Source organism: Kribbella jiaozuonensis (assembly GCF_005233875.1).
Lineage (GTDB): Bacteria > Actinomycetota > Actinomycetes > Propionibacteriales > Kribbellaceae > Kribbella > Kribbella jiaozuonensis.
Genome location: NZ_SZPZ01000005.1, coordinates 498,333 through 522,335 on the forward strand (window position 1 = coordinate 498,333; position 24,003 = coordinate 522,335).

The following is a 24,003-nucleotide window of genomic DNA, read 5'->3' on the forward strand; positions in this document are numbered from 1 at the left end:
CTCGTCCCATCAGAGATTGGTCCGGACCAATGAAGAGGACGTGCGAACGGATCGACCGCAGGATGAACCCGCGGCGAACAGCTGGATCAGGGGCGGAGGGTGGCGCGGAATCCGACCCGGTCGCCTCGGTAGAGGGAACGGACGGCTTCGATGGGGCGGCCAGTGGTGTCTCGGCTGGTGCGGTGCAGGAGGAGCATCGGGAGCGACTGAGTGGCCTTCAGCAGCTCAGCTTCGCGAGGGGTCGCGATGACGGTCTCGACCAGCTCCTCGCCTTCGCCGAACTGCACCCCGAGCTGATCGGTCAGGCACCGGTACAGCGAGCCGGTCGGGTCTAGTACCTCTTTGAGCGTCGGGAAACGCGCAACCGCGAGGTACGTCGTCTCGAGCCCGATCGGCTGCCCGTCCGCGAACAGCACCCGCTCCAGCCGATGCACCGGCTCACCCTCGGCGATGTCGAGCTTCTCAGCTAGTTCTGCATCCGCGGCCAGCTCGTCGAAAGCGACAACCTCACGCCCCGGCGTATGCCCCTGCGCGCGGAGCGCCTCGGTGTAGCTCACCAGCGCGAGCGGCTGCACCAGCTTCGGCGTCGCGACGAACGTGCCCTGTCCCTGGCGCGCCCGCAGCCGCCCGTCCGCGATCAGCTCGCGGATCGCCTGCCGCATCGTCCAGCGGGAGACCCCGAACTCCTTCGCAAGCACCCGCTCCGGCGGCAACGCCGCACCCTCGCCCAGACCCTCGACCACCTCGACCAGCCGGGTCTTCACCACGAAATGCAGCGGAACGCTCACCCAACCGACTCTAGTCGAGCCCAGGCTCCACTCCCCCTGACGCGAAAGGCCCGAGAAAGGTCGAGCCCCGGGCGGTAACCCGGGGCTCATGCGGATGGATGGACAGTGGCGGTCTTCAGCTGCCGGACTTGCGCCTGAACTGGCGCTTCTGCTTGTCGTTGTGCGCGTCGCCGACGCCCTGCCCGCGCACCCCGGATCCCGGATGCGTGTGCTTCCCGGCGTTCTTCTTCTCGAGCGCTTCCCGGAACTTCTTCTGCAGATCGTCCGCCGGCTCGCTGGACTTGTCGCTCATACCGTCTCCTTCACAAACCGTCAGGCGTACGCACCCCACGCTAACCGAGGGTGAACGAGAACCGCGACTGGAATACCACCAATCTCACCTGTGGAGAACCCCGGCTGCGATCCGGGCCGCGCTGTTAAGTTCCCTGGTACGCCGTCGGAGGGAGACACAATGCTGGTGAGCAACGAGGCACTGCTCGGGATCGCGCTGGTCGAGCTCGGTCTGGTGATCGTGCCGGGGCCGAACATGATCTACCTGGTGTCCCGCTCGATCGCCCAGGGCCGTCGCGCCGGGCTGATCTCGCTGGCCGGCGTCGGTATCGGCTTCCTCGTGTACCTGCTCGCGGCCAGCGCCGGCCTCGCGACCCTGTTCGCGCTCGTCCCCGAGATCTACCTGACGCTGAAGCTCGCCGGCGCGGCGTACCTGCTCTGGCTCGCCTGGAACGCACTCCGCCCCGGCGGTACGTCGGTCTTCGCCACGCAGGAGCTCGCGCCCGACCGCCCACGCAAACTGTTCGGCATGGGCCTGCTCACCTGCCTGCTCAACCCGAAGATCGCGATCCTCTACATCTCGCTGCTCCCTCAGTTCCTCGACCCGTCCCGCGGCCATCTCGGTCTGCAGAGCCTGATCCTCGGCCTCACGCAGCTAACGGTCGGTGTCGTCATGAACGCTGTCTTCGTGATCACGGCCGGCTCGGTCGCGGTGTTCCTCTCCCGTCGCCCGACCTGGATGCGCATCCACCGGTACGTCATGGGCACCGCGCTCGCAGTCTTCGCCGTCCGCCTGGCCACCGACCGCGCCCGTCCGCTCGCCTCCCACTGAGAACTGTCGGTAGGGGCATCTAGCGTCTGCCGGGATGACCACGCAGATCGATCGTCTGACCACGTCCGGCTGGAGTACGTGCGAGCCGATCGCCGCGCTCGTCCGCTCACGTGGTCTGCCCGCGATCACTCGCGAGTATCTGCTGGCGGAGTTCTCGCCGGAGACCTGGGAGCGGGCCGAGGACGCGACACATGCGCTCGCAAAGCACTTCGCCGGCGCCCGCTTCGCCGACGAGGTCGAGTACGGCGTACTGCTCGTGCCCGACCCGCACTTCCTCGACACCCGCCGGGCGCTCCCCACCGAACTGCGGGGCGGTGATGTCGTCGATGAGCGTCTGCCCGCCGGGGTCGCGCTGCCAGCGACCCGGCCGTGGCAGCTGGTCGTGAGTGTCATCGGTTCCTACGGTCCTTCGCTCGGCAGCTACAACGAGGTGACCGCGTCCGACGACTTCGTCGTACTCGGACAGGACACGCGGCAGTGGATGACTCGACAGGTGTGGGGTGCTCGTGTGTTGCAGTGCGGGGCGACGCCGCCGGACTGTGAGCACAACGAGCGCTGGACGTTCACGCTGTTCCCCGGCGAGGAACTGGTCGACGGGCAGGCCGAGTCCGGGACCGTGTTGAAGGGCAAGGTTCGGTTCCGGCTGGGCAAACCCAACCGCGGCATCGGGTCGGCGCGCGTCGCCCCGGCTTTGTTAATTGATGTGCAGTAGCCGGATGGCTCCCGGATACTGCTGCCCGTGGTGATGCATGCGGGTCAACTGGACGTGACGGTCGAGCTGGTCGAGGGACTGATCCGCTCGCAGTTCCCGGAGTGGGGCGGGCTCGCGGTCCGCCCGGTGCCGTCGCACGGAACGGTCAACGCGCTGTTCCGGATCGGCGACGAGCTCGTGGCGCGATTCCCGATCCTGCCCGGTGATGCCGCAGCGGTGCGGGCTGAGCTCGAGGACGAGGCCGATGCAGCCCGACGGTTGCGGCGCATCTCGCCGTACCCGACACCGGAGCCGATCGCGATCGGTGCGCCCGGCCTCGACTATCCACAGCCCTGGAGCGTTTACAGCTGGATCGACGGCACGATCGCGTACGACGCGGACGTCGCCGGATCGACCGCATTCGCCGAGGACCTGGCGCGATTCGTGCTGGCGTTGCGCGCTGAGCCGACCGAAGGGCGAGTGTTCACCGGCACCTGGCGCGGCGGCGTACTCACCTCGCAGGACGAGTCCGTCGCGGACGGGCTGGAGCGCAGCCGCGGCATGATCGACGTCGACGGACTCGCCCGGCTGTGGGCCGACCTCCGTACGACGGAACGCACCGAGCCCGACGCCTGGACGCATCGCGACCTCATGCCCGGCAATCTGCTCGTCAAGGACGGCCGGCTCGCGGGCGTCATCGACGTCGGCACGTTCACCGTTTCAGACCCCGCGATGGATCTCCAGCCCGCGTGGAACCTGCTCGACCCCACGGCACGCGAGGCCTTCCGCAAGGCCCTCGGCAGCGACGACGCCGAATGGCGCCGCGGGATGGGCTGGTCGTTCGCACAGGCGATCGGCTGCCTCTGGTACTACGTCGAGACCAACCCGGTCATGTCCCGAACCGCCCACCACACCCTGACCGCGCTGCTCAAAGCCGCCTAGTCACGAACACCCACTCTTTGCCCGGCCGATCCGGAGCCTCACGTACTTCGTCAACCGCAAACCCGGCCGCCGCCAGCGACGCCTCGACCTCATCCCGCTCCCGGAACCGCAACGTCGAATCCGACGTGAACACGGCGCCATCGGACGAGAACACGTACGTACCCCGGAACGTCACGTACGGCAGCTCGACATCGACCAGCTCGCTCCAAACCTCCACCGTCCCACCGCCCGGCACCGGCTGCACCTGATGCGTGGGCTCCCGCGTCCACTCCTCCCACTGCCTCCGCGCCGGATCCCGCGTCTCGAACACGAACCGCCCATCAGGCTTCAAGGCCGCATGTACGCCGCTCAGCGTCGCCGCCCAGTCCTCATCGGTCAGGAACACCTGCGCCACGTTCCCCGTCATCACCGCAAGATCCACCTGCAACGGCGGCAACGTCGTCGCGTCCCCGTGGATCCACCGCACCCGATCGGCAAACTCCTTGCCCCGAGCAACCTCCAACGAGGCCTCCGCCGGATCCACGCCGACAACCTCCACCCCGATACGAGCCAGCCAGCAAGCCAGCTCCCCCGTCCCGCACCCCACATCCAGCACCTGCCGCGCCCCGAACTCCCCCACCATCGCGACGTAATGCTCCAGATCCCCCCGCCCGGCATCCAGCAAGTCATAAACCGCCACCAACCGAGGCACCCCGAACAAGGCATCAACCATGCCCGCGACGCTAACCCACCTCATCCGGCCCGGCGACCGCATTTCACGACGTCGCTCCGGTGTAGCGCCGCAACCCTGCGCTCCACGCGAGCACGGCCAACGCAGCCGCGACGCCGGCTGCAAGCACGCCGCCGACCAGTACGCCGACCTGCGGCCCGCGGAGGAGCGCGGCTGTTGGGACCGACGCGATCAGCGCCATCGGGAACACATAGGTGAGGACTACGCGGATCGGGCGGGCGAAGACATCGGTCGGGTAGCGGCCGAGTTGCCAGGCGGAGTGGAAGAACACGTCCAACTGAAGCTTCGGGGCCCAGAACGCCAGGCAGGCGAGCAGCACGCTCAGCGCCCACGTGACGACGAGCCCCGCAACGACGAGCACCAACCAACTGACCACCCCGGCGACACTCAGCGACTGACCGGCGATCCCCCAGCCCAGCACTCCGACGCCCAGTACGAACTGGATCAGTGCGAGCGGTGACGACAACGACAGGCTGGCCAGGAACAGACTCGATGCCGGCTGCAACAAATACGCATCGAGCTTCCCGTTCCGGATGCCTGTCTCCGGGAACCACGACAGGTTCGGATCGATGAATGTCCCGCGCAGCCCGGTGATCAGCTGATACGTCCCGATCAGCACCAGGAACTCCGCCTTCGACCACCCGGCCAGCGTGTCCGCGCGCGTGAACACGATCAGCACGGCGGCCACCGCCGTACCAAGGCCTGTGAACGCGAGCAGTACGTCGAACACCAGGTTGATCCGGAAGGCGACGCTCCGCCGCAACGCCATCGAGAAACCCACACCTACCAGCCGGAGCAGCTTCACGATCCCACCGCCGTGTACCGACGTACGCCGATCCGCCACACGACCGCGACCACAGCCACCAGCACTACCACCCAGATCAGTTGATAAACCATTGAGCCGCTGCCCCCGGACGCGATCTCGGCCGGCAGACCGTTCATGCCGTAGAACGGCAGGACCTCCGCGATCCGGCGCCACGTATCCGGCAGAAGTCCGATCGGCGCCGCCGTACCGCCGAACAGGAACACCAACTGGCTACCGAACCCCACAACCGCGTGCACGCGGTCCGTCCAGAACGCGGTCAACGCCAGCAGGAACGTCCACAGGAACACGAGGACCGCGGCCAGCAGGATGTACGGCGTACTGCGCAACACCGCCGACCAGTCGAAGCCGACCCGCAGCGCGATCCCGGTGAGCAGCACGATCGGTGCCCCGAGCAACGTCAGCCACGCGCGGATGGCGAGGTTCATCCCGATGACGCCGATCACGACCGGCTGCGGGCGGAGCAGCTCGTGGCTGAGTGTCCCGTCGTAGATCCGCTCGGAGAACGTGTGCTGCTCGAACGACTCGGTCATCAGCGTCACCAGGATGACCGCGACGTAGTACCGCGCGATGGTCGGATCGTCCGGGTAGACGGCCGACCACACGAACAGCCCGATCAACGGCGCAACCACCGCCTGTACGACGAGCGTCAGCAGGAACCACCACGCGCCGGACCATTCCAGCACCTCTTGGCGGAGCCGGAACCCCAGCAGTACTGCGGTTCTCATCGCAGCCCCTCGCGGTACGCCTGGTCGATAACCTTCTCCAGCGGCGGCTCCTCCACCGCGAGATCCACGACTTCCATTGCCTGCAGCAACCGTCCGGTCGTCGCCGCCACCTCGTCGCGCGGCACCCGCAGTACCCATTGCCCGTCGGCCTTCTCGATCACCTCGCCGAACGCGGTCGGGTCTCCTTGGGTGGAGACGCGGATCAGCTTGTACGGCGACAGTCGCGCGGACAGCTCCGCGAGCGGGCCGTCGTACTGGACCTTGCCGTGGTCGATCAGGATCAGGCGCGGGCAGAGGGACGCGACGTCGGCCATGTAGTGGCTGGTCAGGAGTACGGTCGCGCCGGTCTGTTCGACGTACTCCGAGACGAACTCGCGGATCTGGCTCGCGGCGCTCACGTCGAGGCCGATTGTCGGCTCGTCGAGGAACAGCACCTCGGGGCGGTAGATCAGCGCCATTGCGAGACCGACCCGCATCCGTTCGCCGAGGCTGAGGGCACGGAGTTGGCGTTCCAGCAGCGGTTCGAGGTCGAGGAGCGCTTCGAGGTCGGTGAGCGTACTGCGGAAGGTGGCGCGCGGGACGTCGTACAGCAGGCGCTGGTACTCGAGCGAGTCCATCACCGTCAGCTCCTGCGATCCGCCGACCGGTTGGCTGCCGCGGAGGAACGCGATCCGCTTGAGGAAGGCTGAGCGGCGTTGCCACGGGATCATGTCGAGGACGCGGACCTCGCCGCTGGTCGGGTGCAGGATCCCGGAGAGGATTTTCATCGTCGTGGTCTTGCCGGCGCCGTTCGGTCCGATGAAGCCGGACACCTGGCCCGGCGCGATCGTGAACGAGACCTGATCGAGGGCTTGGACGGTTTTGTACTCGCGTTTGACCAGCGAGCCGAGCGCGGCCCGGAGGCCGCCCTTGCGGACCGGGGCCTTGTACGACATCGAGAGGTTCTCGACCTGGACGGCAGTCATGTGGGCGACCGTAGGAAGAAAAGACGCCCATCCATGGCTTATTTTCCTGAGATAGTCGAGATATGCGCGCAGAACGGCTCCTCCGGCTCCTGCTGTACCTGCAGACCCGCGGCCAGACGACAGTCGCGCAACTGGCGGAGGCGCTCGACATCTCACCGCGCACGATCCAGCGGGACCTCGAGGTCCTCAGCCTGGCCGGCGTCCCGATCTACTCGATCCGCGGCCGCCGCGGCGGCTGGGCACTCCTCCCCGACTACCGCACCCGCCTCACCGGGCTCACCCCGTCCGAGGTGATGTCGGTCTTCGTAGGCGCCACCGCACATGTGCTCGCCGACTTGGGCCTCGACGCCTCCAGCGACCTCGCCGTCACCAAGCTGATCGCCTCCCTCCCCGAGGGCACCCGCCGCGAAGCCGAGTACGCCCGCCAACGCCTCCTCATCGACCACGCCGGCTGGGACGACCGCCGCGAAACCCCCCGCTGGCTGTCCCTCTGCCGCGAAGCCCTCTGGGAGGAGATGCGGCTCGCGATCACCTATGCAGACGGCACAGAACCATTCGAAGTCGATCCCTTAGGTCTCGTGGCCAAGGCACGTACCTGGTATCTCGTAGCAGCCCGCACCGACGGCCGCCTCCGCACCTACCGCCTCTCCCGCCTCACCTCAGCCACCCTCACCACCACCCCCTTCACCAGACCCGCCACCTTCGACCTGGCCACCTACTGGACCCAATCCCAACGAGAGTTCCAGGCCTCCCGCCCCTCCTACCCCATAACCCTCAAAGTCCGAGACCACGCCGTACACCGCTTCCGCCCCACCACCCCGATGCTCCCCACCGACAACAACTGGTGGATCATCCACACCGACCTAGAATCCCCCCACGAAGCCCGAGCCGCCGTCCTAGCCCAAGCCGGCGCCGCCATAGTCCTAGACCCCCCAGAATTAGTAACCCTCATCCACCAAGCAGCCCAGCAGATGGCAGAGTCGCACTAACCTCAACCCTCCCGAGAAATGTCGGCTCAGTTATCGGCTTCTTGCCGGGCGAGTTCTCGTTCTTTGGGGTCGGCGAGTTGGTCTGTGGGGGCCAGCGAGCGCCATAGCAGCGCCGCCGCGTAGCTGCGGTACGGCGACCATGCGCGGCCGCGGTCGACGGTGTCCGGGATGGTGGGCGGTTGGTCGAGCTGCCACAGCTGCTGGATCCCCCAGCGGATTCCGACGTCTCCAGCGGGGAGAACGTCGGCGCGGTGGAGCTGGTGGATGAGGAACATCTCGGCCGACCACCGTCCGATGCCCGGCTGTGCGATCAGCTGTTCGACAGCGGCGGCATCGTCCAGGTCATCCATGTTCTCGAGGTCGATCGCGCCGTCGAGCTGCGCACGGGCAAGCGACTGGATGTAGCGAGTCTTCGCGTTCGACAGACCGGTCGCCCGGAGTCGGTCGAACTCGACCGCCGCGATTCGTTGTGGGGTCGGCGTACCGCCCACGAGCGTGCTGATCCGATCGAAGACCGTGAACGCCACGCGAGTCGAGATCTGCTGGCCGGTGATATGCAGCGCCATCGCGGCGAAGTTGCTGGTGCCGGTGCGGCCTCCGTCGTGCCAGACGAACGGATCCACCTCGCCATACCGATCGAGGAGAACGCGAAATGCCGGCTCCAACTCGGTCAAAGCCTGGTAGGCCGCCACCGGGTCACTGGTCTTCGGCGTCGAGTTGCTCGACTGTGCGGCTGGTCAGCAGCGGCACGATCTGCCCGAGGACCAGGTCGCGGAAGTGATCTGTTTCGCGGTGGGCAGCAAACGCGTCCCGCGACACATAGCGTTCGAGCAGAACGATCCGGGTCGGGTCGTCGATGTCTTCGAAGATGTCGAAGGCGAGATTCCCCGGCTCCGCTCGGCTCGCCTCGGCGAGCTGTCGCAGCAGCTCGAGCACGCGATCGTGATTCTCTGCAGGGACGTCGTAGCGGGCAATGGCTTGCAGTTGGCTCACGCTTCGATCTTCTCTCACTGGCAGGATCAGGACAGGCCCTGGTAGGCAGTGTGAATATCGGTCCAGAGCTCACCGAGGGTCTCGGTCAGGTCGGTCAGCCGGTCGAGCTCTTCGCGGTCATCTCCGGACGCGCTGTGAAAGGCACGATAGGCCTCGGTGTTGAACTCGGCCGCGGCGGCCGCGACCGCGCCCGCCAAATCCGCCAGCTTCGCCCTAGGAAGATCCGCACGCAAACCATCGATGTACGCCGCTTCGGCGCGGTCGTAGGCGTCTTCGAACTGCTGCAGGTCTGCCATGTCCGTAAGTCCTACACGTTGAAGCGGAACTCCACGACGTCGCCGTCCTGCATGATGTAGTCCTTGCCCTCCATGCGGACCTTGCCGGCGGAGCGCGCCGCGTTCATGGAGCCGGCTTCCATCAGGTCGTCGTACGAGACGATTTCGGCCTTGATGAAGCCGCGCTGGAAGTCGGTGTGGATGACGCCGGCCGCCTCGGGCGCAGTGGCGCCGCGCTTGATCGTCCACGCCCGGGATTCCTTCGGGCCGGCCGTCAGGTACGTCTGCAGGCCGAGCGTGTCGAAGCCGACGCGGGCCAGTACGTCGAGACCCGGCTCCTCGATGCCCATTTCGGAGAGCATCTCGCGGGCCTCGTCCTCGTCACCGAGCTCGACCAGCTCGGCCTCGAACTTCGCGTCGAGGAAGATCGCCTCGGCCGGCGCTACCAGATCCCGCATCTGCTGCTTCAACGACTCGTCGGCGAGTTCGTCGGCGTCGCAGTTGAAGACGTACAGGTACGGCTTGGCGGTCATCAGCATCAGTTCGCGGATCGCGTCGCGGTCCACGTCGGTCGCGATGATCGGCGTACCGGCCTCGAGGTGCTTCTGCGCCTCCCGGACCGCGTCGAGTACGGCGACCGACTCCTTCTTCAGCCGGGCTTCCTTCTCCAGCCGCGGGATCGCCTTCTCGACGGTCTGCAGGTCGGCGAGGATCAGCTCGGTCTGGATCGTGGAGATGTCGTCGGACGGCGAGACCTTGCCGTCGACGTGGGTGACGTCGTCGTCGCGGAACACCCGGGTGACCTGGCAGATCGCGTCCGACTCGCGGATGTGGCTGAGGAACTTGTTGCCCAGCCCCTCACCCTCCGACGCGCCCCGGACGATGCCGGCGATGTCGACGAACTGCACGGTGGCTGGAATCACCTTCGCGGACGAGTACAGCTCGGCCAGCTTGCCCAGCCGTGCATCCGGTACGCCGACCACCCCGACGTTCGGCTCGATGGTCGCGAACGGGTAGTTCGCGGCGAGCACGTCGTTCTTGGTCAGCGCGTTGAACAGGGTGGACTTGCCCGCATTGGGGAGCCCGACGATTCCGATGGTGAGTGCCACGGGCGTCAAGGTTACGCGGCGAAGCCCGAAGTACCCCAATCCGTCAGGTGACGTAGGCCTCCAGGGAGGCGCCGTACCAACGATCCACTCGGCCGAGCGAGCGCATCCCCAGCCGCCCACACACGGCCAGCGACGCCACATTGTCCGGCCTGACCACGGCGTAGATCTCGCCCACTCCCGCCTTGAACCCGTGCGAGATCGCGCCCCGCGCCGACTCGGTCGCCAGCCCGCGGCCCCACGCGTCCGGGTGGAAATGCCAGCCGACCTCGACCTCCCCGCGGCTCGTGCTTCCGTCCGACGGCTCGGGCAGCGGCGCGAGTAATACAGTCCCCGCGACCGTCCCGGTCAGCCGCTCCTCGACCGCCCAGACGCCGTACGTCGTATCGCGGTTGCGCTCGTTCCACCGCTGGATCGTCCGTCCGGCCGCGTCCCGGTCCGTCATCACCCGCGGCGCAGCGCCCAGCCAGCGCGAGACCTCCCACCGCCGGTAGATGTCGAACACCCGGTCCCCGTCCGTGTCCACCCAATCGCGCACCACAAGCCGGTCGGTCTCGTACACAACCTTCGGATCCATCGCGACACCTCCCAAGGCTGTTCTTATTTGTCCCAACCAGGCGATCGCAAGCAACGTCTCCAGTCTGTGACCACTTGGACGGATCGCATCGGGATTCCCTCACGCTTCGTGTTCGCCTGCCTGCAATTCCTGCGCTTCGGCTGCCTGGAACTGGTGTCCTGCCTGTTCCCGGCGTTCCTGTTCGCGGGCCTGGCGATCTCGAAGTACGTCGACCTGCCGATCGCGCGGTACGACGCCTTGCTGATCTACTGCATCGGCCTGACGCTGCTGTTCTGGGTGATCCGTCTCGAGACGTGGCGCGAGGTCGCGGTGATCTTCGGGTTCCACCTGGTCGGCCTCGGACTCGAGCTGTTCAAGGTCCGCGTCGGCTCGTGGCAGTACCCGGGCGACGCGGTGACGAAGATCGCCGGCGTACCGCTGTTCGCCGGATTCATGTACGCCGCGGTCGGCAGCTACCTGTGTCAGGCGTGGCGACGGTTCGACCTCCGGGTCAGCAACTACCGCCCGTTCCTGACCACGATCTTCGCGGTCCTCATCTACGCGAACTTCTTCACCCATCAGTGGCTGCCCGACCTGCGCATCCCGATCGCACTCGGCCTGCTGATCGTGCTGCGCCGTACCTGGGTCTTCTTCACCGTCGGCATACGGCGCTACCGCATGCCGCTCGCCGTCTCGTTCGCGCTGATCGGATTCTTCTTGTGGATCGCGGAGAACGCGGGCACGTTCCTCGACGCGTGGAACTACCCGGACCAGGTCAACGTGTGGCATCTCGTACACCCCGCGAAGTTCGGCGCGTGGTCGTTGCTGGTCAGCATGAGCTTCGTGCTGGTCGCCAGCGTGAAGTCGCTCGAGGGCCGGCTGTACCACCGTGGCACGGCTGCAACAGTCGAGATCGCACCGCAACATCACGACGCCAACCATGCTGACAGGTAAGGCGTCTTCAAGGGTGTGAGGCTCCTGAGGGGGAGCTGTTGCTGGGGAACAACCGCCCGATCCGCAAGGGGAGCATTGTCATGTCGCGTAAGTTCGCCGCCTTCGTCGCGACCGGTGTCGCGTTGGCCGTCGTCGTCGGATCGCTCCTGGTCCTGGCGCTCGGCCATCAACGCCAGCCCAAGCCGGCCGCGGCGACCACGCAGACCTCGGCGTCCGTCACACCGTCGCCGACACCGACCGATACCCCGACACTGAACGCACCGCCGTCGACACCGCGCAAGCCGGCGCCGAACCCGACCGCAGCGATTGCCACAGGCAACAAAAAGGTGCTGTTCTTCAGCTTCGACGACGGGCCGGACCCGGTCTGGACCCCGAAGGTCCTGCAGGTGCTCGCGAAGCACGGCGCCCACGCAACGTTCTTCGAGCTCGGCGCGATGCAGACCGCGCACCCCGGTCTGCGCGAGCAGGTGCTTGCCGCCGGCAACACGATCGGCAGTCACTCGATCACGCACCCGCAGCTGACCATCCTGTCGGCGGCTAAGCGGCACCACGAGATCTTCGACGGTCCGCAGTCGACCTGCTTCCGCCCGCCGTACGGCGCCACGAACCCGAAGGTCCGGGCTGACATCAGGGCTGCCGGCATGGTCCAGGTGCTCTGGGACGTCGACCCGCGCGATTGGGCCCGCCCCGGGACGAACGCGATCGTGCACAACATCATGACCCACGCGCACAACCACAACGTCATCCTGATGCACGACGGCGGCGGCAACCGCGCGCAGACCGTCGCGGCCCTCGACAAGGTCCTCCCGCTGCTCAAGGCGCAGGGCTACTCGTTCGCAGCCATGGACTGCTGACCGGTACCGGCGCACAATGCGCCATGGATGCTTCTCAGCAGCTTCAGCGCCTGGCCGCCGGTTACCAAGTCACACAGGCGATCCACGTCGCTGCCCGGCTCGGCATCAGCGACCTGATCGCGACCGGCCCGAAGAGCCTGACCGAGCTGGCCTCGGCCACCGGCGCCGACGAGCAGGCGCTGGGCCGGCTCATGCATGCGCTCACCGCACTCGGCCTCTACACAGCCGACAATGACGGTTTCACGAACACCGAGCTCGGCGCAGCGCTGCGGGTCGACGCGCCGCGCTCGGTCGCCGGCTGGGCTCGATTCATCGGCGCAGGGTCACACTGGGCGGCGTGCGCCGGGCTCGAAGACAGCGTGCGCACCGGCGAGACCGCCTTCACGGCGGTGCACGGGGAGCCGGTGTGGGAGTACCGCGCCAAGCATCCGGACGAGCAGGCGGCGTTCGACGCGGCGATGACCTCCAGGTCGGATGCGGTAGCCGATGCAGTCGCCGCGGCGTACGACTTCAGCCTCTGCCGCACCGTTGTCGATATCGGCGGCGGTCGCGGTCGGTTGCTGGCCGCGATCCTCGAGGACAATCCGTCAGCCGAAGGAGTGTTGTTCGATCAGCCCGACGTGGTGGCAGGTGCCGGCGACCTGCTCGCCGGAGTCGCAGACCGCTGCACAGTCGTCGGAGGCAACTTCTTCGACAGCGTTCCGTCGGGCGACATGCTGGTCCTGAAGTCGGTGATCCACGACTGGGCCGACACCGAGTCGATCGAGATCCTCCGCACCTGCCGTCGCGCCGTGACCGACGACGGTCGCGTGCTCCTGGTGGAGCAACTACTGGACCGCTCCCCCGACGCCGTTGCGACCGCTTTCTCCGACGTCAACATGCTGATCATGACCGGTGGACGGGAACGTACGACGGACGAATACCGAGCGCTCCTCGCCGCCGCGGACCTCGACCTCACGGACATCGTGTCCACCGCCAGCCTGGCCTTCATCATCGAGGCGACACCCCGACACCAGGCGTAGTTCGCAGAAACTGTCGGTGGGCTTCGGCACTATCAGTGACATGTCCGGTACGACGGTGTTGTTGGTGTTGCTCTTCCTCGCGGTGGGGCTGCTGCTGGGTGCTGCCTTCGGGGTGTTGTGGGTGCGCGGGCGCGACGGCGCCAAACTCGCCCGGATCACCGCTGAGCGCGACGCGGCCGAGGATCGTGTGGTCGAGCTGACGCAGGAGCGGACGTCTGTCGGCCAGCAGATGGGCGGGCAGGCCGTCGTCAAGGACGCGCTGGATCGCCTGCACGCGCAGCTGAATCAGCTCGAGAAGGGCCGCGCCGCCTGGCAGAGCCAGCTGCATCAACAGGTCAATGAGGTGCGGATGAGCGGCGAGGCACTACGTCGCGAGACGGCGTCGCTGTCGACTGCGCTGCGAAAACCCCAGGTCCGCGGCCGATGGGGCGAGCTGCACCTGCGCCGTACCGTCGAGCTGGCCGGCATGGTCGCGCACTGCGACTTCACCGAGCAGACAACGACGTTCGGCGAGGACGGCGTACTGCGGCCTGACCTGGTCGTGCGGCTTGCCGAGGGCAAGAACATCGTCGTCGACTCGAAGGTGCCGCTGGCCGCGTTCCTCGATGCGAGCGAGTCCGACGACGAGGCGTTCCGCGAGGATCGGTTGCGCGCGCACGCACGTCATCTGCGGACGCATGTCGATCAGCTGTCGTCGAAGGCCTATTGGACGCGGCTGTCACCGTCGCCGGAGTTCGTCATCCTGTTCGTGCCCGGTGAGTCGTTCCTCTCCGCCGCCCTCGACACGGAGCCGTCCCTGCTCGAGTACGCCGCTGAGCGCCGCGTGATCCTGGCGACGCCGACGACACTGATCGCGACGCTGCGAGCCGCGGCGTACGCGTGGAATCAGTCGGCGCTGACCGAGTCTGCTCAGCAGGTGTTCGAGCTCGGCCGGGAGCTGTACGAGCGGCTCAGCACGATGGGCGAGCATCTCGGCCGGGTCGGTCGCTCGCTGACGTCTGCGGTCGAGGCCTACAACGGCACGGTCGGCTCGTTCGAGCGTCGGGTCTTCATCACCGCCCGGAAGCTCCGCGATCTGCACGTCACCGAGTCCGAGCTGACCGCGATGGAGTCGATCGAGGCCTCCGTCCGGCCACTCACCGCGCCCGAGTTCCTGGCGATCGAGGATCCGCCGCCGACCAGACATTGGCCACCTACTCAAGCCGGGTAAATGTTCCGGACGGCGATCGTCCGGAACCACGGATAGCCTCCTCGCCATGGACATCCTCACCGGACCGCCGGTCGCCGGCACCGAAGCCGACACGCTGGTAGGAGCACTCGAGCGCAATCGCCGTACCTTCGCCTGGAAATGCGGCGGGTTGGACTCGGCCGGGCTGAACAAACAGCACCCGCCGTCGACGGTGACGCTGGGCGGATTGCTCAAACACCTCGCGCTGGTCGAGGACGAGTACTTCACCCGTCGACTGCTCGGCAAGGAGCTTGGCGCGCCGTGGGACTCGGCCGACTGGGACGCCGACCCGGACTGGGAATGGCACAGCGCGGCGGACGACTCGCCCGATGAGCTCATGGCGTTGTGGGAGGCGTCCGTCGAGCGCTCCCGCGCCGCGGTCGCCGAGGTGCTCGCCAACGGCGGCGTCGACCAGCTGGCCCAGTGGACCGGGCGCGGTGGGGAGTCACCGAGCCTGCGCTACATCCTGGTCGACCTGATCGAGGAGTACGCCCGCCACACCGGCCACGCCGACCTGATCCGGGAATCCATCGACGGCCTCACCGGCGAAGGCATCCCGGAGGCCTAGCCCACGCGTCGACGCAGCAGCCACACTGTCGGAAAGCCGACAGTGGTGGGCTGTTGACAGTCGGTGGTCACCTCACGACACGATGAGAGCGCTCTCTCGGGGGGCCGACGTGAGGAGGAACCATGCGGTTCAGAACACGAATGCTGGCTGTCGTCGCGGCCGCCGCGACAGTGGCCGGTGTGCTGTCGGCGCACGCGGACCGGCCGGCGGATGCCGCCGTACCGGCGACGATCCCGTTGACGATCACGAACAACTCGGGCCGCGGCGACGCGGTCTACATCTACAACCTGGGCACGAACCTGGCGACCGGTCAACAGGGCTGGGCCGATGCGAGTGGCACGTTCCACGCCTGGCCGGCCGGCGGCAACCCACCCACCCCGGCGCCGGACGGGTCGATCGCGGGACCGGGCAACGGCCAGTCCGTGACGATCCAGATGCCGAAGTTCTCCGGCCGGGTGTACTTCTCGTACGGCCAGAAGCTCGTGTTCAAACTGACGACGGGCGGCCTGGTGCAGCCCGCCGTACAGAACCCGAGCGATCCCAACCGGAACATCTTGTTCAGCTGGTCGGAGTACACGCTCAACGACGGCGGGCTGTGGATCAACAGCACGCAGGTCGACATGTTCTCCGCGCCGTACGCCGTGAGCGTCAACGGCAACACGACCGGCCACCTCAAGGCCGGCGGATACAACGCCGTCTACAACGCGCTCTCCGCGGCCGGATGGGGCGGCCTGATCCAAACAGCACCCGACGGCTCGAAACTCCGGGCACTCTCCCCGCTGTACGGCGTCGAGACCGGCGCGCTCCCGGCGAGCGCGATGGACGACTACATCAACCGAGTCTGGTCGAAGTACAGCTCGGAGACGCTGACGGTCACGCCGTTCGGCGACCAGCCCAACACGAAGTACTTCGGCCGCGTGTCCGGCAACGTCATGAACTTCACGAACAGCTCCGGCGCGGTCGTCACGTCGTTCCAGAAGCCTGACTCGGCCAGCGTGTTCGGCTGCTTCAACCTGCTCGACGCACCGAACGACCAGGTCCGCGGCCCGATCTCCCGCACGCTGTGCGCCGGCTACAACCGCTCCACGCTGCTGTCGAACCCGAACCAGCCCGACCCCAACGACTCGAACTTCTACGCCGATGCGGTCACCAACCACTACTCGAAGAACATCCACGCCCAGATGGCCGACGGCCGCGCGTACGGGTTCGCCTTCGACGACGTCGGCAACCACGAGGCGCTCGTCCACGACGGCAATCCGCAGCAGGCCGGCCTGATCCTCGATCCGTTCAACTGAGAGCTTGACTCCTCGGTTCGTTAGTGGCAGCTTACCGTTCGTGGGGACTTACGGATCACTCGAAGCGGCAGGCCCGGTGCTGGATGCGCTCGGCGACCCGACGCGCCGGGTGATCCTCGAGACACTGCGGACCGGCGGGCCGTGCTCGGTCGGTGTTCTGGCCGAGCACGTGCCCGTCAGCCGACCCGCGATCTCGCAGCACCTGAAGGTGCTCGGGGCGGTCGGTCTGGTGCGGCACGAGTCGCGCGGCACCCGGAACATCTACCGGGTCCACCAGTCCGGTCTCGACGAGCTGCGCAGCTGGCTCGACCGGTTCTGGGGCGACGCACTCGATGCGTACGCCGACCACGTCAGGCGGACCGAGGAGGAACGGACATGAGTGTGGAGCAAGACATCTCGCCGCTGGTGAAGACCGTTGTCGTGCCGGTCGGCGTCGAGCGGGCGTTCGAGGCATTCACTGCGGAGACGTCGGCGTGGTGGCCGCTGTTCAGCCACTCGGTCGGCGAGGCGGCGGCGAACGAAGTACGGATGGAAGGCGCTGTCGGCGGCCGCATCGTCGAGTACGGCGCCGAGGGCGAGCTCGCGACCTGGGGCACGGTGTCGGACTGGGACCCGCCGACCACGGTCGGCTTCAGCTGGCACCCGGGCGGCGATCCGGCCGAGGCCGGTCAGGTGACCGTCACGTTCACGCCGTCCGGCGACGGCACCGAAGTACAACTCGTGCACTCGGGCTGGGAACGTCGCGGCGACGGCGCCCGGGCTCGCGTGGGCTACGACACGGGCTGGGACTACGTGCTGGGCAAGTATGTGGAGTTCGCCCGATAGTTGGGAGATGACTCCGCTTGACGCCCGTGCTCTGGAGGCTTCGCTGCGGCCGCATGGTGAATCGGTCATGCTGCCGCGCGAGGCGTACACCGATCCCGCCGTACTCGCCTGGGAACGCCGGCACTTCTTCGCCGGGACGTGGACCTGCCTCGGCCGCGTCGACGAGTTGGCCGACGGTACGACGTACCGCGAGGTGACCGTCGGCGATATCGCGACCATCGTGACGTTCGGCGAGCGGCCGCGGGCGTTCGCGAACACGTGCCGGCATCGCGGTCACGAGTTGCTGCAGCGGGACGAGACCAGCGATCGACGGGCCGTCGTGTGTCCGTACCACGGGTGGTCGTACGAGCTCGACGGCTCGGTGAAGACCGCTCCGCGGATGGGCGACTCCTTCCATACCAAACCGTATGGTCTGGTCGAGCTGCCGGCCGAGGTATGGCAGGGCTGGCTGTTCGTGAACGCGACCGGTACGGCGACGTCGTTCGCGGATCACGTCGGCGGGCTGACCGAACTGGTCGCGCCGTACGGGCCGGAAACCCTTGTTCTGAAGGCCCGGCACGCGTACGACGTGGCGTCGAACTGGAAGACGATCGTGGAGAACTACCACGAGTGCTACCACTGCCCGCTGATCCATCCCGAACTGTGCAAGGTCTCGCCGCCCTCGTCGGGCGACAACTGGAACCTGCCCGGCGCGTGGGTCGGCGGGCTGATGGATCTGCGACCGGACGCCGAGACGATGTCACTCGACGGCCGGTCCCATGGCGTCATGATCGACGGCGTCGACCCGCGACGGGTCAACTATCTCGGCCTGTTCCCCAACCTGCTGATCTCGCTGCACCCCGACTACGTGATGACCCATCGCATGGAGCCACGTACGCCGAGCCTGACCGCGATCGAGTGCTCGTGGTACTTCCGCCCCGAGGTGAAGGACCCGTCGTACGCCGTGCAGTTCTGGGACATCACCAACCGCGAGGACTGGGCCGCCTGCGAATCGGTCCAGCGCGGCGCCGAATCCCCGCACTTCCGCCCGGGACCGCTGGCCCCTGCGGAGGACGCGGTCTACCAGTGGGTGACGATGCTGGCCCGCGGCTACCTCGGCAAACCGCTCAGTACCCCAGCGTGAAGCGCTTCTGGATGTGCGCCGGGGTCTCGAGTTCGTTGATCAGGGCAACGGCGTAGTCCTCGGCGGAGATGTGATCACCGACCGGCTCGTCCAGGCTGAGACGGAAGACGCCGGTGCGCTCGCCCGGAGCGATCACGAACGCCGGGGACAGCATCGTCCAGTTCGCGTCGCTCGCGCGCAGGCTCTCGAGCGCCTGCGAGACCGTCAGCGCCTCACCCTTGTGCTCGGCCGGGAAGTCCGGCCCGTCCACCACACGGTTGCCGTTGACAACCAAGCTGCCGGCGCCGCCGACCACGATCAGCCGGGTCGATGTGCCCTGTACCGCGATGATCAGGTTGTCGACCGCGTCGAGGTACTCCTGGTGGTCGCCGCCGGTCCGGCTCGGCCCGATCGCCGCGACGAGCGCGTCGGATTCGGCCGCCAGTTCCTTGGCCGACGCGATGTCGTCGGCGTTCGCCTGCACCGCGCGGACGTCGGCCGGCAACTCACCGCCGGACCGGGTGACGCCGGTGACCTCGTGGCCGCGGCTCACCGCCTCGGCCGCAACCCGGCTCCCGACCATGCCACTTGCTCCGTACACCGCGATCTTCATCGTTGTCCTCTCGTCTGCGATCGCCGCAACGGTATCTATTGGTAACTGGCTACTTCAACGTGCTATAAGTACCTTGTGGTTACTAATGGGAGACACGACCTCGACGAGCTCTCCAGGCCCGGCGGCAACCTCTCCGATCCGAACTGCGGGACGCGCCTCGTCCTCGATCGCATCGGCGACAAGTGGACGGTCCTGGCGGTGCTGCGGCTGCAGCACGGCCCGATGAGGTTCACCCAGCTGCGCGACGGCATCGGCGCGGTCGCGCCCAAGGTACTCACCCAGACCCTGCGCCGCCTCGAGCGCGACGGTCTGGTCACCCGCGAGGTCTTCGCCGAGGTGCCGCCGCGGGTGGTCTACGCCCTCACGCCGCTCGGCGAGTCGCTGATCGCCCCCATCACCGCGGTCAGCACCTGGGCCGAGGACCACCTGGCGGCCATCACCGAGGCCCAGGCGCAGTACGACGCCTCGGTCTGAACATCACAAGCTCCGCTCCGTCGGATTACAGCTCAACCTTTCGGAACCCTTGCCTCATCACACTCCTGACCGGGATGAGACAAGGGGTGTGGGATGGATCCAGGACGGGATCGGGAGTTCGCGGACTTCGTGGACGGACGGTTCACGGCGTTGCAACGGTTCGGGTATCTGCTGACCGGAGAGTGGCATCTGGCCGAGGACCTGGTGCAGACCTCACTCGCCAAGGTGTGGTTCCACCGCAACTCGTTGCGCAGCGGGAACGCGCTGGAGAGCTACACCCGCACAGTCATGGTCAACACCAGCACCCAATGGTGGCGGCGCAAATGGAAGGGTGAGACGCCGACCGAGCATCTCCCCGAGCCCGAGTCGCCCTCTGAGTACGGCGTCGTCGACGACCGCGACTTGTTGCTCCGGGCACTCGCCACGCTCCCCCGCCGTACTCGCGCGACTCTGGTCCTGCGGTACTTCGAGGACCTGCCTGAGGCCGAGATCGCCCAGATCATGGGCTGCTCGCTCGGCACCGTGAAGAGCAACGTGTCCCGCGGACTGGCCAAGCTCCGCGAGCATCACCTGGTCGCCGCCGTCTCCGCCCCTGCCCAGAAGGAGGGCTGAGTCATGACCGAAGACCTGAAGACCCGGTTCGAGCAGCTCGTCGCGGACCCGCCGCCGCCCAGCGCCGTACCGAGCGAGGCTGTGTTCGCCCGCGTCCGCACGGTACGCCGACGCCGTACCGCCGGGGTGATCACCGTCGCCGCGGCCGGCGCCGTCGCAATCACCCTTGCCCTAGGCAACGTCACGAACATCGGCGGCGCTCCGCCGATCACCAACACCCCAGGCGCCCCGAAATCCGTCATCACCGGCCCGCCCACCGCCGCCCCGAAACCACCGCCACCGATCAAGGTCGCGCTCAAGCCCACGATCAAGGGCCGAACGGTGACGATGACCGTCGCGCTGTCCGGCAAGGCATTCGTCCCGACGGCAATCCCCGAGGGCACGCTGCTGTCCGAGGACTCGTTCATGAACCTGTCCGGGGGCACGGACTACAGCTTCGGCGAGGGCATGCCGGGCGGCTCCGACGGCGGCGCGATCGATTGCACCCGGAAGAAACTGACGGTCGGGTCCGAGACGTACGTGATCCCGGAGACGCACGTGTACACGAAACCGGGGACCTACAAGTTCACCTACACGATCCGCTACTGCGGCACGAAGGGCTGGTTCCCGACGACCGCGACCACGCAGTTGGTGGTCAGATAGTCCAGGCGTGGTCGGAGGTGCCGGTGGTGGGGAGGCCGGCGGCCTTCAGGTCGGTGCGGAGGTCGCGGGGGAGGGCGAAGGTGAGGCTCTCCTCCGCGGTGGTGATCTCCTGCACGTCGGCGTAGCCGCGCTCGGCCAGCCAGCGCAGTACGTCGCGGACGAGCACCTCCGGAACGCTCGCGCCGCTGCTGACGCCGACCGAGTCGACGCCCTCGAGCCAGGCCTCGTCGATCTCGTCGGCGTAGTCGACCAGGTAGCCGGCCTTGGCGCCGTGCTCGACCGCGACCTCGACCAGGCGGACCGAGTTCGACGAGTTGCGGGAGCCGACAACGATCATCAGGTCGGCCTCCGGGGCAAGCTTCTTCACCGCGGCCTGGCGGTTCTGCGTGGCGTAGCAGATGTCGTCGCTCGGCGGGTCCTGCAAGCTCGGGAACCGCTCGCGCAGGCGGCGTACCGTCTCCATCGTCTCGTCGACGGAGAGCGTGGTCTGCGACAGCCAGACGACCTTCTCGGGATCACGGACGGTGACGTTGGGTACGTCGTCAGGCCCGTCGACCAGGTGCACGTGCTCCGGGGCCTCGCCGGAGGTGCCGATGACCTCCTCGTGGCCCTCGTGGCCGATCAGCAGGATGTCGTAGTCGGTCGCGGCGAATCGCTTCGCCTCGTGGTGGACCTTGGTCACCAGCGGGCAGGTCGCGTCGATCGTCTTCAACTGCCGCGCGGCCGCCTCCTCGTGCACGATCGGGGCGACGCCGTGCGCGGAGAAGATGACCGTCTCCCCCTCCGGCACCTCGACGGTCTCGTCGACGAAGATCGCGCCACGCTTCTGCAGCGTCTGGACGACGTACTTGTTGTGCACGATCTCCTTGCGGACGTACACCGGCGGCCCGTACAGATCGAGCGCCTTCTCGACCGCCACCACGGCCCGATCCACGCCCGCGCAGTACCCCCGCGGCGCCGCAAGCAGCACCCGCTTGGTCTCCACAGCGGTCGTCGTACCGATCTTCTCAGGTTGGGCAGTCACGATCCCCATGGTACGGGCCGGGATTAACGCCGCCGGATCCGCACAACGGACCGCCAGCACCGTCGGAAGTCGAGGAGCCGTCCGCCCTGTCCGGACGGCTCCCCCGTGGGAGGTGTTACCAGCACGTCAAGGATGCGTGGGAAACGCCTTGTCCGCAAAGGATTTTCCGGCCGCCCAGAACCGGATCGCGGCAAAATCCGTTGCGGTCAGACCGATGCGCGCATCCACGGGATACACCAACTGATGCTCACCTGTGAACTCCGTCTCTTTCGCCTCGTCATCCACCCAGACGAACGGACGGTCGCCCGTCCACTCGGCGATGTACTGCGTTTTCCAGGAGCCGCGGCGCACCGGCCGACGATCGGGCCAGGTGATCGTCGGCAGCTCGGGGAGACCGAGGAGAGGTGCGAGGAGGCGGTTGGCGCCGTGTTCCCAGCTGGTGGCCCAGACCAGGTCGAAGGTGCTCGCCAGGTTGTTGAGCTCGGCTCCGTGGTGCGGATTGAGGAGTACGCGCCACGTCTTCTTGCCTTCGGTGATCTCGTGCTGTCGGTAGCCGGGTGGGATTCCGTCGGCCTGGTGGGGGTTGAGCGGGCCGTCGAAATCCAACAGCAAGAAGGGACGCATTACTCAACGTTAGGGTTTGTCGGTGGCGGGCCGTAGGGTCTGGGGCGTGGCTTTGGAGACGTCGCCGGAAGCACCCGCGGCCGTTCGCACGATTGCGAACGGGATTGCCGGCTGGATCAACCAGCTCGGCGCCGTGTGGGTCGAGGGGCAGCTGACGGACGTCTCGATCGGGCGCGGTACGACGACGGTTTTCGGGACGCTGCGGGACACGGACGCGGATATCTCGCTCCGGTTCACCTGCAATCGACGGGTTTTCGAGACGGTCGAGGTACACGACGGCTCACGCGTGCTCGTGCACGCCAAGCCGAACTTCTTCGCCCGCCGCGGCACGCTCGCGCTCGCCGTCAGCGAGATCCGTCACGTCGGCATCGGCGAGCTGCTGGCCCGGATCGAGCGGCTGAAGCAGCTGCTCGGGGCCGAGGGGCTGTTCGAGCCGTACCGGAAGAAGAAGCTGCCGTTCCTCCCCCACACGATCGGCCTGATCTGCGGGCGCGACTCGGCGGCGGAGCGCGACGTACTCGAGAACGCGAAGCGGCGTTGGCCGGCTGTCGCGTTCCGGATCGAGTACGCGTCGGTGCAGGGTCCGTCGGCGGCCGGCGAAGTGATGACCGCGCTGCGCAAGCTGGACGCGGACGACTCGGTCGAGGTGATCGTGATCGCGCGCGGCGGCGGCTCGCTCGAGGATCTGCTGCCGTTCTCGGACGAGGGGCTGATCCGCGCCGTTTCGAAGACGAGTACGCCGGTCGTGAGCGCGATCGGGCACGAGCCGGACTCGCCGCTGCTCGACCTGGTCGCGGATCTGCGCGCGTCGACGCCGACCGACGCGGCGAAGCGGATCGTGCCCGACGTACGCGAGGAGCTCGACGGCGTACGACTGCTGCGCGAGCGCGGGCTACGGGCGATCACGTCGTGGCTGGATCGCGAGACGCACGCGCTGGCGGCGATCCGTTCGCGGCCGTCCCTGGCGGCCCCTGTGACCGATCTGCAGCGACGCTCCGACGAGGTCGCGGCACTGATCGAGCGAAGTCGCCGTACGCTGACGCATCGGCTGGATCGCGCGAGCGACGACATCGCGCACCGGTTGGCCAGCGTGCGGGCATTGTCCCCGAAGGCGACGCTGGAGCGCGGGTACTCCGTGCTGCAGCTGGCGGATGGCACCGCCGTACGGGAAGTGGCGCAGGTGGCGCCCGGTGACGTGCTCCAGGCACGCGTCACCGACGGCCGCTTCGCGGTCGAAGTCAAGTCCGAGGAGAACAAGTGAGCGCCGACCGACCCGAGCTGACCTACGAACAGGCCCGCGAAGAACTCGTCGAGGTAGTCCGCAAACTAGAAGCCGGCGGCACCTCCCTCGAAGAATCCCTCGCCCTCTGGGAACGCGGCGAAGAACTGGCCACCACCTGCCAACACTGGCTCGACGGCGCCCGCGAACGCCTGACCAAGGCCCAAACCACCCACGAAGAAAAACCCAAGTAACCCGC

Annotated in this window: 32 protein-coding genes; 18 read left to right on the forward strand and 14 right to left on the reverse strand. The window is 67.4% G+C overall.

Annotation, left to right across the window (positions count from 1 at the left end; all coding sequences use genetic code 11):
• Positions 1-86: 86 nt before the first annotated feature.
• Together FDA38_RS34480 and FDA38_RS42455 are read right to left on the reverse strand one after the other, a co-directional pair.
• Positions 87-788 (reverse strand): GntR family transcriptional regulator, encoded by a 702-nt coding sequence (locus FDA38_RS34480; RefSeq protein ID WP_137258357.1) that lies wholly within the window; start codon positions 786-788, stop codon positions 87-89.
• Between the two features lie 115 nt (positions 789-903).
• Positions 904-1,080: a DUF5302 domain-containing protein gene (locus FDA38_RS42455; RefSeq protein WP_165546335.1), complete on the reverse strand. Its 177-nt coding sequence runs from the start codon at positions 1,078-1,080 to the stop codon at positions 904-906.
• Positions 1,081-1,239: 159 nt separating this feature from the next.
• On the opposite strand from FDA38_RS42455, the gene FDA38_RS34485 reads away from it, so the two are divergent.
• Genes FDA38_RS34485 through FDA38_RS34495 form a run of 3 tightly spaced genes read left to right on the forward strand, consistent with a single transcriptional unit; the run spans position 1,240 to position 3,523 of the window.
• Positions 1,240-1,890 (forward strand): LysE family translocator, encoded by a 651-nt coding sequence (locus FDA38_RS34485; RefSeq protein ID WP_202877974.1) that lies wholly within the window; start codon positions 1,240-1,242, stop codon positions 1,888-1,890.
• Positions 1,891-1,924: 34 nt separating this feature from the next.
• Positions 1,925-2,602, forward strand: a complete 678-nt coding sequence (locus tag FDA38_RS34490) for a hypothetical protein (protein WP_137258358.1) — start codon at positions 1,925-1,927, stop codon at positions 2,600-2,602.
• 33 nt (positions 2,603-2,635) lie between these two features.
• Positions 2,636-3,523 carry an aminoglycoside phosphotransferase family protein gene (locus FDA38_RS34495; RefSeq protein WP_170989979.1) on the forward strand — a complete coding sequence of 296 codons (888 nt, stop codon included), beginning with the start codon at positions 2,636-2,638 and terminating at the stop codon, positions 3,521-3,523.
• On the opposite strand, the gene FDA38_RS34500 is transcribed toward FDA38_RS34495, so the two are convergent.
• The 4 genes from FDA38_RS34500 to FDA38_RS34515 are packed head-to-tail and all read right to left on the reverse strand — an operon-like array spanning position 3,510 to position 6,769.
• Positions 3,510-4,235, reverse strand: coding sequence for a class I SAM-dependent methyltransferase (locus tag FDA38_RS34500; RefSeq protein WP_137258360.1), 726 nt, complete (start codon positions 4,233-4,235; stop codon positions 3,510-3,512). The genes FDA38_RS34495 and FDA38_RS34500 overlap by 14 nt on opposite strands.
• Before the next feature lie 43 nt (positions 4,236-4,278).
• Complete coding sequence (locus tag FDA38_RS34505; protein ID WP_233715103.1) at positions 4,279-5,058, reverse strand: ABC-2 family transporter protein; 780 nt, start codon at positions 5,056-5,058, stop codon at positions 4,279-4,281.
• Complete coding sequence (locus FDA38_RS34510) at positions 5,055-5,804, reverse strand: ABC-2 family transporter protein (protein ID WP_137258361.1); 750 nt, start codon at positions 5,802-5,804, stop codon at positions 5,055-5,057. Before FDA38_RS34510 ends, FDA38_RS34505 begins: the two co-directional genes overlap by 4 nt.
• Positions 5,801-6,769, reverse strand: a complete 969-nt coding sequence (locus tag FDA38_RS34515; protein ID WP_137258362.1) for an ABC transporter ATP-binding protein — start codon at positions 6,767-6,769, stop codon at positions 5,801-5,803. The genes FDA38_RS34510 and FDA38_RS34515 overlap by 4 nt, the downstream gene beginning before the upstream one ends.
• Positions 6,770-6,831: 62 nt before the next feature.
• Here FDA38_RS34515 and FDA38_RS34520 point away from each other — a divergent pair, with 62 nt between their 5' ends.
• Positions 6,832-7,758, forward strand: a complete 927-nt coding sequence (locus tag FDA38_RS34520) for a helix-turn-helix transcriptional regulator (RefSeq protein ID WP_137258363.1) — start codon at positions 6,832-6,834, stop codon at positions 7,756-7,758.
• A 26-nt stretch (positions 7,759-7,784) separates the two neighbouring features.
• Here FDA38_RS34520 and FDA38_RS34525 read toward each other — a convergent pair whose 3' ends face one another.
• From FDA38_RS34525 to FDA38_RS34545, 5 genes are read right to left on the reverse strand one after another with little or no spacing between them, the layout of a single operon-like run.
• Positions 7,785-8,450: a DNA-3-methyladenine glycosylase family protein gene (locus FDA38_RS34525; RefSeq protein ID WP_137258364.1), complete on the reverse strand. Its 666-nt coding sequence runs from the start codon at positions 8,448-8,450 to the stop codon at positions 7,785-7,787.
• A 4-nt stretch (positions 8,451-8,454) separates the two neighbouring features.
• Positions 8,455-8,751 (reverse strand): putative quinol monooxygenase, encoded by a 297-nt coding sequence (locus FDA38_RS34530; protein WP_202877975.1) that lies wholly within the window; start codon positions 8,749-8,751, stop codon positions 8,455-8,457.
• Between the two features lie 26 nt (positions 8,752-8,777).
• Positions 8,778-9,047 carry a hypothetical protein gene (locus tag FDA38_RS34535; protein ID WP_137258365.1) on the reverse strand — a complete coding sequence of 90 codons (270 nt, stop codon included), beginning with the start codon at positions 9,045-9,047 and terminating at the stop codon, positions 8,778-8,780.
• 11 nt (positions 9,048-9,058) lie between these two features.
• Entirely contained in the window at positions 9,059-10,135 is a 1,077-nt protein-coding gene (gene ychF, locus FDA38_RS34540; protein ID WP_137258366.1) for a redox-regulated ATPase YchF, read from the reverse strand.
• A 43-nt stretch (positions 10,136-10,178) separates the two neighbouring features.
• On the reverse strand, positions 10,179-10,709 hold the full coding sequence (locus FDA38_RS34545) for a GNAT family N-acetyltransferase (RefSeq protein WP_137258367.1): 531 nt from the start codon (positions 10,707-10,709) through the stop codon (positions 10,179-10,181).
• A 66-nt stretch (positions 10,710-10,775) separates the two neighbouring features.
• On the opposite strand from FDA38_RS34545, the gene FDA38_RS34550 reads away from it, so the two are divergent.
• The 9 genes from FDA38_RS34550 (at position 10,776) to FDA38_RS34590 (ending at position 18,557) form a co-directional block, all read left to right on the forward strand.
• Positions 10,776-11,642 (forward strand): DUF817 domain-containing protein, encoded by an 867-nt coding sequence (locus tag FDA38_RS34550; protein WP_233715104.1) that lies wholly within the window; start codon positions 10,776-10,778, stop codon positions 11,640-11,642.
• Between the two features lie 80 nt (positions 11,643-11,722).
• Positions 11,723-12,496 carry a polysaccharide deacetylase family protein gene (locus tag FDA38_RS34555; RefSeq protein WP_137258368.1) on the forward strand — a complete coding sequence of 258 codons (774 nt, stop codon included), beginning with the start codon at positions 11,723-11,725 and terminating at the stop codon, positions 12,494-12,496.
• A gap of 23 nt (positions 12,497-12,519) precedes the next feature.
• On the forward strand, positions 12,520-13,518 hold the full coding sequence (locus FDA38_RS34560) for a methyltransferase (protein WP_137258369.1): 999 nt from the start codon (positions 12,520-12,522) through the stop codon (positions 13,516-13,518).
• A gap of 40 nt (positions 13,519-13,558) precedes the next feature.
• On the forward strand, positions 13,559-14,728 hold the full coding sequence (locus tag FDA38_RS34565) for a DNA recombination protein RmuC (protein WP_137258370.1): 1,170 nt from the start codon (positions 13,559-13,561) through the stop codon (positions 14,726-14,728).
• 46 nt (positions 14,729-14,774) lie between these two features.
• Positions 14,775-15,314, forward strand: a complete 540-nt coding sequence (locus FDA38_RS34570; protein WP_137258371.1) for a DinB family protein — start codon at positions 14,775-14,777, stop codon at positions 15,312-15,314.
• A 122-nt stretch (positions 15,315-15,436) separates the two neighbouring features.
• Positions 15,437-16,609, forward strand: coding sequence for a glycoside hydrolase family 64 protein (locus FDA38_RS34575; protein ID WP_137258372.1), 1,173 nt, complete (start codon positions 15,437-15,439; stop codon positions 16,607-16,609).
• A 40-nt stretch (positions 16,610-16,649) separates the two neighbouring features.
• On the forward strand, positions 16,650-16,988 hold the full coding sequence (locus FDA38_RS34580) for an ArsR/SmtB family transcription factor (protein WP_137258373.1): 339 nt from the start codon (positions 16,650-16,652) through the stop codon (positions 16,986-16,988).
• Positions 16,985-17,434, forward strand: a complete 450-nt coding sequence (locus FDA38_RS34585; RefSeq protein ID WP_137258374.1) for an SRPBCC domain-containing protein — start codon at positions 16,985-16,987, stop codon at positions 17,432-17,434. The genes FDA38_RS34580 and FDA38_RS34585 overlap by 4 nt, the downstream gene beginning before the upstream one ends.
• Positions 17,435-17,441: 7 nt before the next feature.
• On the forward strand, positions 17,442-18,557 hold the full coding sequence (locus tag FDA38_RS34590; protein WP_137258375.1) for an aromatic ring-hydroxylating oxygenase subunit alpha: 1,116 nt from the start codon (positions 17,442-17,444) through the stop codon (positions 18,555-18,557).
• On the opposite strand, the gene FDA38_RS34595 is transcribed toward FDA38_RS34590, so the two are convergent.
• Positions 18,541-19,149, reverse strand: a complete 609-nt coding sequence (locus FDA38_RS34595) for an NAD(P)-dependent oxidoreductase (protein ID WP_137258376.1) — start codon at positions 19,147-19,149, stop codon at positions 18,541-18,543. The genes FDA38_RS34590 and FDA38_RS34595 overlap by 17 nt on opposite strands.
• Before the next feature lie 75 nt (positions 19,150-19,224).
• Here FDA38_RS34595 and FDA38_RS34600 point away from each other — a divergent pair, with 75 nt between their 5' ends.
• From FDA38_RS34600 to FDA38_RS34610, 3 genes are all read left to right on the forward strand, one after another.
• Positions 19,225-19,623, forward strand: a complete 399-nt coding sequence (locus FDA38_RS34600; protein WP_137258377.1) for a winged helix-turn-helix transcriptional regulator — start codon at positions 19,225-19,227, stop codon at positions 19,621-19,623.
• 93 nt (positions 19,624-19,716) lie between these two features.
• On the forward strand, positions 19,717-20,235 hold the full coding sequence (locus FDA38_RS34605; protein ID WP_137258378.1) for a SigE family RNA polymerase sigma factor: 519 nt from the start codon (positions 19,717-19,719) through the stop codon (positions 20,233-20,235).
• Positions 20,236-20,238: 3 nt separating this feature from the next.
• Positions 20,239-20,877, forward strand: a complete 639-nt coding sequence (locus FDA38_RS34610) for a hypothetical protein (protein ID WP_137258379.1) — start codon at positions 20,239-20,241, stop codon at positions 20,875-20,877.
• Here the strand turns inward: FDA38_RS34610 and FDA38_RS34615 are convergent.
• Positions 20,870-21,910: a 4-hydroxy-3-methylbut-2-enyl diphosphate reductase gene (locus FDA38_RS34615; protein ID WP_137258380.1), complete on the reverse strand. Its 1,041-nt coding sequence runs from the start codon at positions 21,908-21,910 to the stop codon at positions 20,870-20,872. The genes FDA38_RS34610 and FDA38_RS34615 overlap by 8 nt on opposite strands.
• A 117-nt stretch (positions 21,911-22,027) precedes the next feature.
• Entirely contained in the window at positions 22,028-22,525 is a 498-nt protein-coding gene (locus tag FDA38_RS34620; RefSeq protein ID WP_137258381.1) for an HAD domain-containing protein, read from the reverse strand.
• Positions 22,526-22,571: 46 nt separating this feature from the next.
• Here FDA38_RS34620 and xseA point away from each other — a divergent pair, with 46 nt between their 5' ends.
• Together xseA and FDA38_RS34630 are read left to right on the forward strand one after the other, a co-directional pair.
• Positions 22,572-23,786 carry an exodeoxyribonuclease VII large subunit gene (gene xseA, locus FDA38_RS34625; RefSeq protein ID WP_137258382.1) on the forward strand — a complete coding sequence of 405 codons (1,215 nt, stop codon included), beginning with the start codon at positions 22,572-22,574 and terminating at the stop codon, positions 23,784-23,786.
• Positions 23,783-23,998, forward strand: a complete 216-nt coding sequence (locus FDA38_RS34630; RefSeq protein WP_137258383.1) for an exodeoxyribonuclease VII small subunit — start codon at positions 23,783-23,785, stop codon at positions 23,996-23,998. The genes xseA and FDA38_RS34630 overlap by 4 nt, the downstream gene beginning before the upstream one ends.
• Positions 23,999-24,003: the final 5 nt, after the last annotated feature.

Excerpts from the sequence above, each read along its gene's own strand:
- FDA38_RS34585 (WP_137258374.1), top strand. The coding sequence starts at position 16,985 with ATGAGTGTGGAGCAAGACATCTCGCCGCTGGTGAAGACCGTTGTCGTG.
- FDA38_RS34620 (WP_137258381.1), bottom strand. The coding sequence starts at position 22,525 with ATGCGTCCCTTCTTGCTGTTGGATTTCGACGGCCCGCTCAACCCCCAC.
- FDA38_RS34555 (WP_137258368.1), top strand. The coding sequence starts at position 11,723 with ATGTCGCGTAAGTTCGCCGCCTTCGTCGCGACCGGTGTCGCGTTGGCC.
- FDA38_RS34610 (WP_137258379.1), top strand. The coding sequence starts at position 20,239 with ATGACCGAAGACCTGAAGACCCGGTTCGAGCAGCTCGTCGCGGACCCG.
- FDA38_RS34570 (WP_137258371.1), top strand. The coding sequence starts at position 14,775 with ATGGACATCCTCACCGGACCGCCGGTCGCCGGCACCGAAGCCGACACG.
- FDA38_RS34515 (WP_137258362.1), bottom strand. The coding sequence starts at position 6,769 with ATGACTGCCGTCCAGGTCGAGAACCTCTCGATGTCGTACAAGGCCCCG.
- FDA38_RS34520 (WP_137258363.1), top strand. The coding sequence starts at position 6,832 with ATGCGCGCAGAACGGCTCCTCCGGCTCCTGCTGTACCTGCAGACCCGC.
- FDA38_RS34490 (WP_137258358.1), top strand. The coding sequence starts at position 1,925 with ATGACCACGCAGATCGATCGTCTGACCACGTCCGGCTGGAGTACGTGC.
- FDA38_RS34615 (WP_137258380.1), bottom strand. The coding sequence starts at position 21,910 with ATGGGGATCGTGACTGCCCAACCTGAGAAGATCGGTACGACGACCGCT.
- FDA38_RS34590 (WP_137258375.1), top strand. The coding sequence starts at position 17,442 with ATGACTCCGCTTGACGCCCGTGCTCTGGAGGCTTCGCTGCGGCCGCAT.
- FDA38_RS34560 (WP_137258369.1), top strand. The coding sequence starts at position 12,520 with ATGGATGCTTCTCAGCAGCTTCAGCGCCTGGCCGCCGGTTACCAAGTC.
- FDA38_RS34545 (WP_137258367.1), bottom strand. The coding sequence starts at position 10,709 with ATGGATCCGAAGGTTGTGTACGAGACCGACCGGCTTGTGGTGCGCGAT.
- FDA38_RS34595 (WP_137258376.1), bottom strand. The coding sequence starts at position 19,149 with ATGAAGATCGCGGTGTACGGAGCAAGTGGCATGGTCGGGAGCCGGGTT.
- FDA38_RS34485 (WP_202877974.1), top strand. The coding sequence starts at position 1,240 with ATGCTGGTGAGCAACGAGGCACTGCTCGGGATCGCGCTGGTCGAGCTC.
- FDA38_RS34535 (WP_137258365.1), bottom strand. The coding sequence starts at position 9,047 with ATGGCAGACCTGCAGCAGTTCGAAGACGCCTACGACCGCGCCGAAGCG.
- FDA38_RS34575 (WP_137258372.1), top strand. The coding sequence starts at position 15,437 with ATGCGGTTCAGAACACGAATGCTGGCTGTCGTCGCGGCCGCCGCGACA.
- FDA38_RS42455 (WP_165546335.1), bottom strand. The coding sequence starts at position 1,080 with ATGAGCGACAAGTCCAGCGAGCCGGCGGACGATCTGCAGAAGAAGTTC.
- FDA38_RS34565 (WP_137258370.1), top strand. The coding sequence starts at position 13,559 with ATGTCCGGTACGACGGTGTTGTTGGTGTTGCTCTTCCTCGCGGTGGGG.
- FDA38_RS34500 (WP_137258360.1), bottom strand. The coding sequence starts at position 4,235 with ATGGTTGATGCCTTGTTCGGGGTGCCTCGGTTGGTGGCGGTTTATGAC.
- FDA38_RS34605 (WP_137258378.1), top strand. The coding sequence starts at position 19,717 with ATGGATCCAGGACGGGATCGGGAGTTCGCGGACTTCGTGGACGGACGG.
- FDA38_RS34510 (WP_137258361.1), bottom strand. The coding sequence starts at position 5,804 with ATGAGAACCGCAGTACTGCTGGGGTTCCGGCTCCGCCAAGAGGTGCTG.
- FDA38_RS34495 (WP_170989979.1), top strand. The coding sequence starts at position 2,636 with ATGCATGCGGGTCAACTGGACGTGACGGTCGAGCTGGTCGAGGGACTG.